Source organism: Acinetobacter sp. NBRC 100985 (genome assembly GCF_000241225.1).
Classification (GTDB): Bacteria; Pseudomonadota; Gammaproteobacteria; order Pseudomonadales; family Moraxellaceae; genus Acinetobacter; species Acinetobacter venetianus.
This window is the reverse complement of the sequence record NZ_BAEB01000025.1, coordinates 89,667-103,426: the sequence shown is the minus strand read 5'-3', so window position 1 is coordinate 103,426 and position 13,760 is coordinate 89,667. Positions and strand designations below refer to the sequence as shown.

Annotated in this window: 11 protein-coding genes and 1 pseudogene; 10 read left to right on the top strand and 2 right to left on the bottom strand. The window is 38.6% G+C overall.

Translation table 11 applies throughout. The annotated features are described in order from the left end of the window. Positions 1-124 precede the first annotated feature (124 nt). The 4 genes and pseudogenes from ACT4_RS10350 to ACT4_RS10335 all read left to right on the top strand — a co-directional run bounded on the left by ACT4_RS10350 (position 125) and on the right by ACT4_RS10335 (position 4,984). On the top strand, positions 125-2,764 hold the full coding sequence (locus ACT4_RS10350; protein ID WP_007482040.1) for a bifunctional aconitate hydratase 2/2-methylisocitrate dehydratase: 2,640 nt from the start codon (positions 125-127) through the stop codon (positions 2,762-2,764). 68 nt (positions 2,765-2,832) lie between these two features. Continuing rightward, the gene (locus tag ACT4_RS10345; protein ID WP_007482038.1) at positions 2,833-3,831 is read left to right on the top strand and encodes a hypothetical protein; all 999 of its coding nucleotides are present in this window, start codon (positions 2,833-2,835) and stop codon (positions 3,829-3,831) included. 32 nt (positions 3,832-3,863) lie between these two features. Then, positions 3,864-4,115, top strand: a pseudogene (locus ACT4_RS10340) (AAA family ATPase); the annotation flags it as partial. Then, positions 4,115-4,984: a DUF4435 domain-containing protein gene (locus ACT4_RS10335; protein ID WP_007482033.1), complete on the top strand. Its 870-nt coding sequence runs from the start codon at positions 4,115-4,117 to the stop codon at positions 4,982-4,984. The pseudogene ACT4_RS10340 and the gene ACT4_RS10335, both read left to right, overlap by 1 nt. Positions 4,985-5,110: 126 nt before the next feature. Here ACT4_RS10335 and ACT4_RS10330 read toward each other — a convergent pair whose 3' ends face one another. Then, complete coding sequence (locus ACT4_RS10330) at positions 5,111-6,568, bottom strand: DASS family sodium-coupled anion symporter (RefSeq protein ID WP_007482031.1); 1,458 nt, start codon at positions 6,566-6,568, stop codon at positions 5,111-5,113. Between the two features lie 224 nt (positions 6,569-6,792). Here ACT4_RS10330 and ACT4_RS10325 point away from each other — a divergent pair, with 224 nt between their 5' ends. The 6 genes from ACT4_RS10325 (at position 6,793) to ACT4_RS10300 (ending at position 12,379) form a co-directional block, all read left to right on the top strand. Next, the gene (locus tag ACT4_RS10325; protein ID WP_007482029.1) at positions 6,793-7,776 is read left to right on the top strand and encodes an ion transporter; all 984 of its coding nucleotides are present in this window, start codon (positions 6,793-6,795) and stop codon (positions 7,774-7,776) included. A 269-nt stretch (positions 7,777-8,045) separates the two neighbouring features. Further along, positions 8,046-9,002, top strand: a complete 957-nt coding sequence (locus ACT4_RS10320; RefSeq protein ID WP_007482027.1) for an ABC transporter permease — start codon at positions 8,046-8,048, stop codon at positions 9,000-9,002. After that, positions 8,992-9,948, top strand: coding sequence for an iron chelate uptake ABC transporter family permease subunit (locus tag ACT4_RS10315; RefSeq protein ID WP_007482025.1), 957 nt, complete (start codon positions 8,992-8,994; stop codon positions 9,946-9,948). Before ACT4_RS10320 ends, ACT4_RS10315 begins: the two co-directional genes overlap by 11 nt. After that, on the top strand, positions 9,939-10,703 hold the full coding sequence (locus tag ACT4_RS10310) for an ABC transporter ATP-binding protein (RefSeq protein WP_007482023.1): 765 nt from the start codon (positions 9,939-9,941) through the stop codon (positions 10,701-10,703). The genes ACT4_RS10315 and ACT4_RS10310 overlap by 10 nt, the downstream gene beginning before the upstream one ends. A gap of 9 nt (positions 10,704-10,712) precedes the next feature. After that, positions 10,713-11,666 carry a siderophore ABC transporter substrate-binding protein gene (locus ACT4_RS10305; RefSeq protein WP_007482021.1) on the top strand — a complete coding sequence of 318 codons (954 nt, stop codon included), beginning with the start codon at positions 10,713-10,715 and terminating at the stop codon, positions 11,664-11,666. A gap of 95 nt (positions 11,667-11,761) precedes the next feature. Then, positions 11,762-12,379 (top strand): DUF2238 domain-containing protein, encoded by a 618-nt coding sequence (locus ACT4_RS10300; RefSeq protein ID WP_007482019.1) that lies wholly within the window; start codon positions 11,762-11,764, stop codon positions 12,377-12,379. An 87-nt stretch (positions 12,380-12,466) separates the two neighbouring features. Here ACT4_RS10300 and ACT4_RS10295 read toward each other — a convergent pair whose 3' ends face one another. Next, positions 12,467-13,675, bottom strand: coding sequence for an MFS transporter (locus ACT4_RS10295; protein WP_007482017.1), 1,209 nt, complete (start codon positions 13,673-13,675; stop codon positions 12,467-12,469). Positions 13,676-13,760: the final 85 nt, after the last annotated feature.

The window sequence follows — 13,760 nt, the reverse complement described above, 5'->3', positions numbered from 1 at the left end:
GAAATACGGTAGTTGCATTAACTTTTAACGCGAAGTCTAGTAAAATTTTGCTGTCCATATTACTTGTAAAGCTTGTATAAAGCTGGAACTTACAAGTAATTTTTTAAAGAAGAGGAATAACACCGTGCTAGAAGCTTACCGCCAACACGTTGCAGAACGTGCCGCACTCGGAGTCCCACCGAAGCCGCTTGATGACGCTCAAACTGCTGAATTAGTAGCATTATTAAAAAATCCACCAGCAGGCGAAGAAGCATATTTAGTTGATTTGCTTGAAAACCGTGTTCCAGCAGGTGTTGACCAAGCTGCTTACGTAAAAGCTGCTTTCTTAGCTGCGATTGCAAAAGGCGAAGCAACTTCTCCACTTGTTACTAAAGAGCGTGCTGTTTACTTACTCGGTACTATGCTTGGTGGTTACAACGTAGCACCACTTGTTGAACTTCTAGACAATGCTGAACTTGCAGAATTAGCCGCTGAAGCATTGAAAAAGACTTTACTTGTATTTGATGCGTTCCATGACGTTGCTGATAAAGCAAAAGCGGGCAATGCAAATGCAAAAGCAGTTTTACAATCTTGGGCTGATGCTGAGTGGTTCACTAGCCGTCCTGACGTAGCTGAAGAAATCAAAATCACTGTGTTCAAAGTAACTGGTGAGACAAACACAGATGACTTATCTCCAGCGCAAGACGCTTGGAGCCGTCCAGACATCCCATTGCACGCAACTGCAATGTTGAAAAACGAACGTGATGGTATCAACCCTGAAAAACCAGGTGAAGTTGGTCCTACAACTCAAATCAACGATTTGATCGCGAAAGGCAACCAAGTTGCTTACGTAGGTGACGTTGTTGGTACAGGTTCAAGCCGTAAATCAGCGACTAACTCTGTACTTTGGTTCTTCGGTGACGAACTTCCACACATTCCAAACAAAAAAGATGGCGGTGTGTGTTTAGGTGGTAAAATTGCTCCGATCTTCTTCAACACAATGGAAGATGCTGGTGCGTTACCTGTAGAAATCGATGTTTCTGACATGAACATGGGTGACGAAGTTACACTCAAGATCAATAAAGAAGCAGCGACAGTTACTGCATTCAAAAACGGCGCTCAAATCGCTGAATCAGAACTTAAAACACCTGTACTTTTAGATGAAGTACGTGCTGGTGGTCGTATTAACTTGATCATTGGTCGTGGTTTAACAGCTAAAGCACGTGAAGAGTTAGGTCTTCCTGCTTCTGACTTGTTCCGTCAACCAAAACAACCTGCTGACACTGGCAAAGGCTTCACTCAAGCTCAGAAGATGGTAGGTCGTGCATGTGGTCTTGCTGAAGGTCAAGGTATCCGTCCGGGTACTTACTGTGAACCTAAGATGACAACTGTTGGTTCTCAAGATACAACTGGTCCTATGACTCGTGATGAGTTAAAAGATTTAGCTTGCTTGGGCTTCTCAGCTGACTTAGTGATGCAGTCTTTCTGTCACACTGCTGCGTATCCAAAACCAGTAGACGTAACAACTCACCACACATTACCTGACTTCATCATGAACCGTGGTGGTGTATCTTTACGTCCAGGTGACGGTATTATCCACTCTTGGTTAAACCGTATGTTACTTCCAGATACAGTAGGTACTGGTGGTGACTCACATACTCGTTTCCCAATCGGTATTTCATTCCCAGCGGGTTCTGGTCTTGTAGCGTTTGCTGCTGCAACTGGCGTTATGCCACTGGATATGCCTGAATCTGTACTTGTTAAGTTCAAAGGTAAAATGCAGCCTGGTATCACTTTACGTGACCTTGTACATGCAATTCCTTACTACGCGATTCAAGCAGGTGACTTAACTGTAGAGAAGAAAGGTAAGAAAAACATCTTCTCTGGTCGTATCCTTGAGATCGACTTGTCAGAAATGGAAAATGACTTAACAGTTGAGCAAGCATTCGAGCTTTCTGATGCATCTGCTGAACGTTCGGCTGCTGGTTGTTCAATCACACTTTCTGAAGGCAAAGTTGCTGAATACCTACGTTCTAACATCACAATGTTGAAGTGGATGATCGCTGAAGGTTATGGCGATGCACGTACACTTGCACGTCGTGCTGAAAACATGCAGAAGTGGTTAGACAACCCAAGCTTGTTAAAAGCTGATGCTGATGCGGAATACTTAAAAGTTTACGAAATCGATCTTGCTGACATCAAAGAACCAATTCTTTGCTGCCCGAACGATCCAGACGATGCAAAACTTCTTTCTGACGTTCAAGGAGACAAAATTGATGAAGTATTCATCGGTTCTTGTATGACGAACATCGGTCACTTCCGTGCGGCTGGTCAATTGTTAGATAAAGTGCCAAGTGGTTCATTATCTACTCGTTTATGGTTGGCTCCACCAACTCGTATGGACGAGCATCAATTGATGGAAGAAGGTATGTACAACATCTACGGTCGTGCTGGTGCGCGTACTGAGATGCCGGGCTGTTCATTGTGTATGGGTAACCAAGCACGTGTAGCACCGAACACAACATGTGTATCGACTTCTACTCGTAACTTCCCGAACCGTTTAGGTCAAGGTGCAAACGTTTACTTGGCTTCTGCTGAGCTTGCATCTGTAGCTGCGGTTCTTGGTAAATTACCAAGCCCAGAAGAATATCAACAGTACGCGTCGCAAATCGACAGCGCTTCTGCTGACATCTATAAATACTTGAACTTCGATCAAATGGGTGAATATACCAAAGAAGCTGATCAAGTAGATACTAAGAAAATCCAAGCTGCTCAGTTAACTTAATTTGTTGAAAAATAAGTTTAATTGATACAAAATACTCTGCATAAGCAGAGTATTTTTTTGAGAGTCAAATGCATATTATAGATAAAATAGATATTAAAAATTTATGGGGAACTAATAATTTAATAATTAGTTGTTTCCAAGACTATAATTTTTTAATTGGTGAAAATGGAACAGGGAAAACGACAGTTATCAATCTCGTTGCTGCTGCTTTAAGAGCTGATTTTAAAAAATTAGATCAAATTGAATTTGAAAGTATAGAAATATCTTTAAAAACTAATTCCAGTAGGAAAAAACCATCAATTAAAGTAATGAAATCTAAAAAGAAAGATTTACCATTTTCAGATATAACTTATGAAATTAAACAATCACAAAGTGAGGATCCCGAGATATTTGATTTAGATGAACTGGAGTCAGAACGAATATATAGAGGTTTTAGCGTAAGAATGTTGCGTGAGATGAAATATAATCATTATTCGTCTTCTGTATATAATGCTATTGAAAAGCTGGTAAATGTAAATTGGCTTTCTGTTCATCGTAATGATGAAATTTATAATAAGGAAAATGATAATAGACCACCAATTGATGTTAAAGTTGATAATCTTAATGATAGTTTAGTAAAATTTTTCTCCAGTTTGTCAAAGAAATTTTCAGAAAAAATTATTGATTTTCAGAAAGAAATATTGTTATCTATTTTGACACCTGAAACTGAAGATAAAATTCTTAAATTTGGTAATGATATTAATGTTGATAAAGAAAAGAAAGCTTTAGAAGCTATTTTTGAAGTTCTAGGCGTAAAAGAAGTTAAAATTAAAGCAAAAATTCAGCAGCATTTTGATAGGTTTAATAAAGCAAATGAATATTTGCATGATCCTACTAATTCAGCAATAACTCCAAAACATTTTGCATCTTTACTAAATGTATGGAGAAGCCATGCATTGGTTGTGGAATATGAAGCATTGCAAGATATAAAGCATGAGATTTTTTCACAACAAAATAAATTTATTGATTTATTAAACCAATTGTTTGAGAAAAAAAAACTGTCAAGTTATCAGATAGAAATGAATTAGTATTTTATACATCAAATACTCTTAGAGAATTAAAATTGAATGAATTGTCATCTGGTGAGAAACAATTATTAATTATTTTGGGACAAGCATTGCTGCAAGAACAAAAGCAAACTATATATATAGCTGATGAGCCTGAACTAAGTTTACATCTAAAATGGCAGACTTCTTTGACAAATGCTATTACTACTTTAAATCCTAAAGCACAAATTATTTTTGCTACGCATTCTCCTGATATTGTCGCTGCGCAGCAAAATAAAGTAATTCGTATGGAGAATATACTGTAATGTTGTTCTCAAGAAGTAGCGAAGGATTGAGCAATATACATCTTTTTTATGGTGTAAAAGTAATGGTTTATATAGAAGGAGAAAATAACTCAGAGAAATATGATAAAACTTTTTATGAAATATTATTAAATAAATTAATAGGTATAGATTTAAATAAGTTTGAAATAGTTCCTTTGGGGTGTTGCTTAAATGTAAAAGAAAGATATGAGGAGATTTTATTAAATAATATTTCCAATTCTGTTTGTGTGTTGGATAGAGATTATAATTTTCTTAAGGAAAGTTTTATTTACAACCCTGATCTTTTAAAATTTACTTATGGGTACAGTTGGGAAAATGACTTTTGGTCAGATAAACTAATATATAAAGTCGCTGAAATTCTTTCAGGAATTAAGTTTTATAAGTTAGTGAACTTTAATGAGTTACTGGATAATACAAAGAAATGTGCAAAGAAGATTAGTTGTTATGATTTAATTTCTCAATTAAATTCTGAATGTGTTTTAGATAAATCTAAATCTTCTTTTGGGGTGAGGTTAGAATATGATTCATCTACCATGTCTATTATATCTATTGATGAGATAAGAAGAGTTCGTAGTAAGATCTCCCCAGATGTATTATCATGCTTGACTTCTAAAGGGATTCTAAAAGAAGCTTTAAAGATGTCTTCTAATAAGATTGTTCAAGGGCATTTTTGGCAAAAAATATCATTAGTAACCATAATTCAAGTATTAAAAATAATTGGAGTAACTTCAACAAATATTTCTGATCAATTAATATTTAATATTGCTCAGAGTGTATTTAATGGTGATGTTAATAATTTTATTGAGGTGGAAGCTAGGGATTATTATTTATCTAATTTTCAACTTTGTTAGTTGTTTTAGTAGCTAAATTTATTCCAAATTTTAATGTCCTGCAATAGCAGGACATTTTATATAATGACTATTATGTTTTATAGTATTTTTAAATCTTTCAATTGAATGAAATTAAGATCTCAAAAATCACCAATAACCCAACACTTTCCACCAGATACCGCCAATCACCACAAAGATCACAATATTGATGACACTCATGACAAAACCAGCTTTCCACCATTCACCAAGTGTGGTGTAGCCTGAGCCAAAAACCACAGGTGATGTACCCGTTGCATAATGGGTTAAGGTCATCATAATACTAGAAGCCGCTGCCATCATTAAGGCAAATAACATTGGTGGTGCACCCAATGCCAGTCCTGCCGTATAAAATGCAGCAAACATGGCGGTGATATGTGCCGTAGTACTGGCAAACATATAATGTGCATATAAATAGGCGAGCATTAACAATAAACAGGCAGGCATCCAACTTAGCCCCAATGAGCCGATACTACTTTCAAGTAAACCCGAAAACCAAGTGATCAAACCAAGCTTATTTAAATAAGTCGCCATCATCACCAAAGCAGCGAACCAAGTAATCGTATCCCACGCGCTTTTTTGCGTCAGAATATCATCCCAAGTCAAAACACCTGTAAGTAGTAATAATGCTAAACCGATGAAAGCAGTTGCTGTTGGATCAACAGTCCAAGCTGAACCCAATATCATGGCAGGAATACCTGCCCATAACAGCAACAAGATTCCAAAAACACCAAGCATAATGATTTCATCTTTACTCACTGAACCCATTTCTTTGAGTTTGGTTTTCGCAAATTGAGCTGCATTAGGTGTTTCTTTGACTTCAGGTGGATACATCCAATATATAATCAATGGCATGATAATTAAAGCAATCAGACCCGGAACTAACATTGCGATTGCCCATGTGCTCCAGCTTAATGAAATTTCGCTATTTGTCGCTTTAGCAACAAGATCAACCACCAATGGGTTTGGGGCTGTAGCTGTAATAAACATTGCAGAGGTAATTGTATTGGCTTGATAATTGACGAGAGATAAAAATTTCCCCATACGACCCTCAGTGCCTTTGGCTGGATCAGAGTCATAACTGGTAGAAATTGCACGTACAATTGGATGGATAATTCCACCACCGCGTGCTGTATTACTTGGCGTTACAGGAGCAAGGATCAATTCAGACAGTACCATACTGTATCCGATACCGATGGTTTTTTTACCCCAAACAGCGATAAATAAATAACCTAAACGTGCACCAAGACCAGTTTTCTGCAAGCCTTTCGAGATCATGATTGAAATACCAATCAACCAGATCAATGGATTTGCAAAGCTACTCAATGCATCTTTTATTGCGCCAGATGGGCTATCATTCGTTACGCCAGTGACGGCAACTAAGGTGATTGCAATGATTGCAATAGCACCAATCGGCATGGCTTTTCCGATAATGGCAGCAATCACACCAACAAACATTGCCAATAAATGCCAAGCATTTGGATCAACACCAGCTGGTACAGGAATGGCAAACCAAATAATCAATGTAAGAAATAAAGAAATAAGTGTAGGGATAGGTTTGAATCCCATTTGTTTTCCCCTTGTTATCATGGGTTTAATAAAATTTATAGTTCTTTATGAAAGTATCGTTAAAGAAGCAACCGTTAAGTTTCTATTATCAAAGCATAGGCTAGATCGATTCAAACAGAGTTTTGTTTATTGAGCGTTATAAATCAATCAATGCATAAATCACTTATCAAACAACCAAGCAACGTGTTACATTTTTAAAGGCTTGAGATAACTATAAGTAGGATATGACTAATTTTTCGTTACAACGATTACGCCTTTTTGTTTATAACAATTTGCACAATGATGACTATCAAACCACTTTTAGTCGATGTGTGAACTATTTCCTTATTTTTCTGATCGTTGGAAATGTCGCTGCGGTTATATTGGAGTCGATTACAGAAGTCTATATTGCTTATAGAAACTATTTTGATTTGTTTGAGATTACCTCGATCGTGATCTTTTCTGCTGAGTATTTCTTGCGATTTTGGAGCGTAGCGGAAAATGATCCTACGGATTCTGCATGGAGCCAACGCTGGAAATGGGCAAAAAGTGGTGGAGCAATCATTGATTTGATCGCCATTCTACCTGCGTACTTTAACTTCTTTGTACATATCGACTTACGTGTATTGCGTATCCTTCGATTATTAAGGCTGCTGAAACTTACGCGTTATTTTGTTTCTTTGCAAATCTTACTGAGAGTCATAAAACGTGAAAAAGGCTCGTTTCAAGCGGTCATTTTCATTTTAGTGATTATGATCGTCATGGCTGCATCTGGAATTTATGTGGTCGAAAATAAAGCTCAGCCTGAAGCGTTTAGCTCTATTCCAAAAGCCATGTGGTGGGCGGTTGTTACCTTAACAACGGTAGGCTATGGAGATGTAACACCTGTTACCAGTATGGGTAAGTTTCTCGGTGCTTTGATCACTATTCTCGGGGTTGGTATAGCGGCATTGCCAGCTGGTATTTTGGCTTCTGGTTTGGCAAATGAGTTGAATCAAAGAAATCAAAAATTAGAACAAGAATTTAGGGAGCTTTTACAAGCACAGGGGAATGATGTATTACATAATCAAGCTGAGCTTGAAAAACTAAGGCAGCGTGTAGGTTTACCTAAAGAGCAGATGCACGAGATTATTGTACAACTCATGCGTGAACATTTGCTTGAAGAGCAAGACAAAAAACAGGGAAAGAAACATTACTGTCCTTATTGCGGTGAAAATCTTGCTGAATAATTCAAAGATTTATCATAGAAATTTAGATCAGAATTAAGCTTAAAACTCTTAATCATTTTTATAGTTTATCAAGTTAAAAATTAGGCATTGCAGATGCTTAGAGCTTTTTATATTCAAAATAAAAGCTTTGAAAATTAAGTTTTACTTAATAGAAATTAAGATCCATTTAAAAAAGTTAACAATAATCTTTATCATTTGTGATAGTTTCTTATTATCTATCTTTTTTTAAGCTTATTTTAAGTTTACGCATCCTATGAAGTTCTCCCAACATGATTAAGCGGCGTTACCTGATTTTATTATTACTTCCACTGGCATTTATTTCTTTATTTGTCGGTGTGGGTGAGATGAGTCTTGCTGGTCTTTGGACTGGCAATCCTCAAGAGTGGCAGTTGTTTTGGACCAGTCGTTTACCCCGTTTGATGGCGATTATTGTGGCGGGTGCAGGTCTAAGTGTCTGTGGTTTGATTATGCAGTCGCTAAGTCGTAACCGCTTTGTCTCACCAACCACCGCAGGTTTATATGACTGTGCACGTTTAGGTGTACTGGTTTCGATTATTTTACTCCCAAGTGCTTCAATCTTTATTAAAACTGGTTTTGCGATAGTCGTAACGCTCATTGGTGCGATGGCCTTTATGAGTATTCTGGCGACTTTAAAGCATCGTGATACCGTTTTTGTTCCACTGGTGGGGATGATTTTTGGCAGTATCATTTCTGCATTTACCACCTTTATTGCGCTGCAACTGGATTTATTGCAGAACTTGGCAGGTTGGTTGCAAGGGGACTTTTCCACCATTTTAAATGGTCAATATGAGCTGATCTATCTCAGTGTGCCCATTCTGATTCTGATTTATATCTTTGCCAATCGTTTTGTTTTGGCTGGATTGGGACAGGATTTTGCGACGAATCTTGGACTGAATTATAAGCAGACCCTTTTTATTGGCCTACTACTGGTTTCGGTCATTACGGGTGTGGTGATTGTCACTGTGGGTGCGATTCCATTTCTTGGATTGATTGTACCTAATCTGGTGAGTCTATATCTGGGCGACAATATCCGTAGAACGCTTTCGCATACAGCATTGTTAGGTGCTTTGCTGGTTCTGATTTGTGATGTATTTGGTAGGGTGGTGATTTTCCCTTATGAAGTCTCTGTGAGTCTGATTATGGGTGTGGTGGGAAGCGTGATTTTCCTGTGGTTGCTACTCAGGAGATATCGTTATGCCTCATAAAACCAAGTTGATTGTTTTGACTGTATTGGTGGTTGCAACGATTGCACTGTACCTTGGCTGGAATTTAGGCGTGGCATGGCAATATGCCTTGAATCTACGTTTAAAAACAGTTGCTGCCATTATCGTGGCGGGTGTGGCGGTCGGTGTTTCGACTTTGGTTTTCCATACTATTGTGAATAATCGGGTAGTGACACCACAGGCGCTAGGATTAGATAAGTTATATGAACTTTCCAAGACTGCGATTATCTATTTCTTTGGTGCCGGTACGTTATTGTCATTGAACTTTGTCACCGATTATCTGATCAGTTTGCTGTTAATGGTGACCTTTGCCTTGCTGCTATATCGGTTCATTTTCCAGAAAGTTGCACAGCAAAATATCTATTTCCTCCTGCTCGTTGGTCTGATCTGCTCGACTTTATTCGACAACATGACCACGTTCTTTCAGGTTTTGCTGGATCCCGATGAATTTCAGATTGCAGCCTACGCTGGTTTTGCCAGTTTTAATGTGGTGAAAATGGAAACAGTGGGGCTATCCTTGCTGACCATTGTGCCAATTTTATTTTACAGCCTGAAGCATTATCACAAGCTCGATGTGATGGCATTGGGACGTGATCATGCGCTGAATTTAGGGCTGGATTATGACAAGACCAGCCGCTTGCTGTTGATCCTCGTGGTATTGGCATTGGCTTCTGCAACAGCGTTAGCTGGCCCAATGATGTTCCTCGGTTTATTGGTACTCAACATCACTCTGGAACTGTTCAAGACTCATCAACATCATATCTTACTGCTTGGCATTATTCTGGTCAGCATTCTTTGTCTGATGCTTGGGCAATTCATGGTTCTGCATGTACTGAATTTCAAAACAACGCTCAGTGTGATTATTAATTTTGTCGGTGGAATTTATTTCTTCTGGATCTTATTGAAGGAAAATAAAAAATGGCAATAGAGCTTAAGAGTTTAAGTAAAAGCTATCAACAGCAGCGTGTGGTAAATGCGCTTTCCCTGACGATTGCCAAAGGACAGTTTACGGCGTTTATTGGTCCAAACGGTGCAGGTAAAAGTACTGTACTTTCGATGATGAGTCGCTTAATTGAAGCAGATCAAGGTCAAGTTTTGCTGGATGGGCATGATCTGCAACAGATGAAAAGTGCTGACATTGCCAAAAAACTGGCGATTTTAAAACAGTCTAACCATACCGAGTTACGCCTTAGTATTGAAGATCTGGTTGCTTTCGGACGTTTCCCATATTCACAAGGTCGCCTAACGCAGGAAGACCGTGAGGTGATTGATCGCTCAATTGCCTATATGGATCTGGAAGCCTTGAGACACAGACAAATCAGCGAATTGTCGGGTGGACAAAGACAACGTGCTTATATCGCCATGATTCTGGCACAGGACACCGAATATATCTTGCTCGATGAACCCTTAAATAATCTGGATATGAAGCATTCTTCACAGATTATGCGGGTCTTAAAAGATTTGGCCGAGAATCATGGCAAATCAATCATTGTGGTGATTCATGACATTAACTTTGCTTCCGTCTATGCCGATCACATCATTGCCATGAAAGAAGGTGAATTGGTGTATCAAGGGCATCCACAACAGTTGATGGATGAACATATTCTGCAAGATATTTTTGATTTCCATATTCCGATCCAGCAGGTTCAGCAACATAAATTAGGTTTGTATTTTATTAGTTAGGAGTTCGTTATGCGTTTCAAAAAAACATTGCCAGTCATGATGCTGAGTGTGGCATTGGCTGCATGTGGTAATTCCAACACACCTTCGGCAAATCAGGACAGTAATACTACTGCTACACATGAAACCTTAAGTTTTAACAGCAAGGCAGGGCAGATTACCATTCCAGCGAATTTATCGCGTATTGCTGTACTGGATACCAGTGCTTTAAATACCATTCATGCTTTGGGCGCGGACGATAAAGTGGTTGCCTTGCCAAAAGGAACGCCGTTGCCGAAAGTCTTGCAAAATTTCAGTGAAGGTAAATATCTGGATGTAGGGACGGTGAAAGAACCGAATCTGGAAAAAATTGCAGCCAGTCAGCCTGAACTGATCTTGATGAGTGGCCGCATGGAAAATCTGGTTGGTCAAATCAACCAGATCGCGCCGACTTACTTTGTTGATGTGGATTACAACGATCAGTTCAATTCTTTTAAACAGCAAACCTTGAATATTGCTGAAATGGTGGGCAAGAAGCCTGAGGCAGAACAGCAATTACAGACTTTGGAAAAAGATATTGCTACATTAAAAGATAAGACCAAAGGTAAAACGGCTTTGGTGATTCTGGTGAATAACAGCAAGATTGCTGCCTATGGCCCAGGTTCACGTTTTGGTAATATTCACGACCTGTATGGATTTACACCAGCCGACCCTTCAATCAAGGTGGGATTGCATGGTATGGCGGTATCGCATGAGTTTATTGCCCAGAAAAATCCAGATTATCTGTTTGTGATTGATCGTGGTGCAGCAATTACTGAAAATCAGGAAGGTGCAAAGCGCGTATTGAATAACAAGATTATTAATGAGTCCAAAGCTGCGAAAAACGGCAATATTGTCTATCTCGATTCGAGTAACTGGTATTTAATGAATAATGGCTTGGATGGGATGAAAGCCATGCTGAAGGAAGTCGCGGATGCTTTAAAATAAAGCTTAATTCGCCGATTTTATAACAAAAACCCGCAGGACTTTCCACGGGTTTTTTATATGATGTCATGAGTAAATGAATCAATACTTTTTATAAAATGATGCGAATTTCTTTATTAGGTTTGGGAACAACGATTATAGCTATTGTTTTGATTATTTCTGGGATTAAGCCATATGATCGAATGACGTGGTTGATGGAAGTGATACCAGTCTTGATTGTGATGCCTGTGTTATTTATGAGCTTTAAAAAGTTTCCTTTGACGAACTTGCTATATAGTCTAATTTTTTTGCATGCAATTGTTCTTATTGTTGGCGGTGCTTATACCTATGCACGCGTGCCTTTAGGCTTTCAAATTGCAGACTGGTTTAATTTAGATCGTAATCCTTACGATAAAATAGGGCATTTCATGCAAGGTTTTGTTCCAGCAGTAGTTGCTCGTGAAATATTGATTCGAAATCATATTTTAGCCAAAGGCAAAATGCTGAGTTTTATTGTGATTTGTATTGTACTCGCGATAAGTGCAACGTATGAGTTGATCGAATGGGCCGCAGCATTGTTGTTGGGACAGGGAGCAGAAGAATTCCTCGGAACTCAAGGTTATGAGTGGGATACACAGTCTGATATGTTTTTTGCATTAATTGGCGGTAGTACCGCGTTGCTATTTTTATCGAAATGGCATGATTGGCAGATTTCTAACTTAATCAGTAAGCCTTAAATTTGATATTTAATGATGATCTTTTATAAGAAAAATAAGGCATTATGAGAAAAGGTCGTCTGCTGAAAAGAATCTATAGCTAACAAGCTACAGATTCTTTTTTGTATATTTTGCGACAGCTAGAGCGATTAATAAAATGATTAATCCACCTAGGCTTAAAACAAAACCCACCCAAATTGGTGCGAGCCAACCCATATTATGACTAAGCACCCAGCCACCTAGGAATGCACCAAGTGCGTTGGCTAAGTTGAATGCAGAATGATTCAGTGAGGCCGCTAGTGTTTGTGCATCACCAGCAATATCCATAAGATAGGTTTGTAAAGCACCACCAAGACCAATCACTGTAAAGCCTATCAGGAATAAAGCCAATATTGCTGAATATAGGTTTGACATCATAAAGCTGGCAAATACGAATGCGAGTGCTGAACTAATCAAAATTCCAATCATGGTTTTAAACAAGTCTTTATCCGCTAACCATCCAGCCACAAGTCCTCCAAATACCATACCTGTTCCCCAAATGGCTAATGCGATAGGAACGATTGAGATATTTGCTTCTGTGTATTCAGTCAGAATAGGAGATACATAACTATAAACTGAGAACATACCACCAAAACCAACTGCACCTACAGCAAGTGCCAACCACATATTGATATTTTTGAGTCCAGCAACTTCAGCACGGATACTTGCGGTTTTCTGTAGTGGAATGTTCGGTACAAATAGACTTACCCCAATCAGGGTGATGAAGGCAATAATTGCGGAAAACTCAAAACCCGCTTTCCATCCGAACTGCTGACCCAACCACGTTGCAATAGGCACACCAATCACATTGGCGATTGTTAGACCCATCATCACTTGTGCAATCGCAGTTGCACGACGTTGTTTACCTGCAAGCTCAGCTGCAACCAATGCTGCAACTCCAAAATAAGCACCATGAGGAAAACCTGCGATAAAACGAGAAACTAACATTGTCTCTGTAGTTGTCGCAAAAGTTGTAGCAGCATTCGCCAACCCATAGAACAGCATTAAGCTAAGTAATAACGTTTTTCGAGGAACTTTCGCGCCTAAGATTGCAATAATCGGTGCACCAACCATCACACCTAAAGCATAAGCGCTAATGAAATAGCCAGCGTGGGGAACACTCACATTCAGATCACTTGCGATTTCTTGAATCAATCCCATTGCCACAAACTCGGTCGTTCCAATACAAAAACTACCGACCGCAAGAGAAAAAATAACGAGAAATAATGAATAGTGTTTAGGTTGAGAAGAGAGTGTAGGAGAGCTTAGAGAGGACATAATGACTCTAAAATAATAAACCGAGCATATTATATTCGAGCTTAGAAAAGAAAAGTGAAAAGGAACGTAATTTTTAACAGTGAAA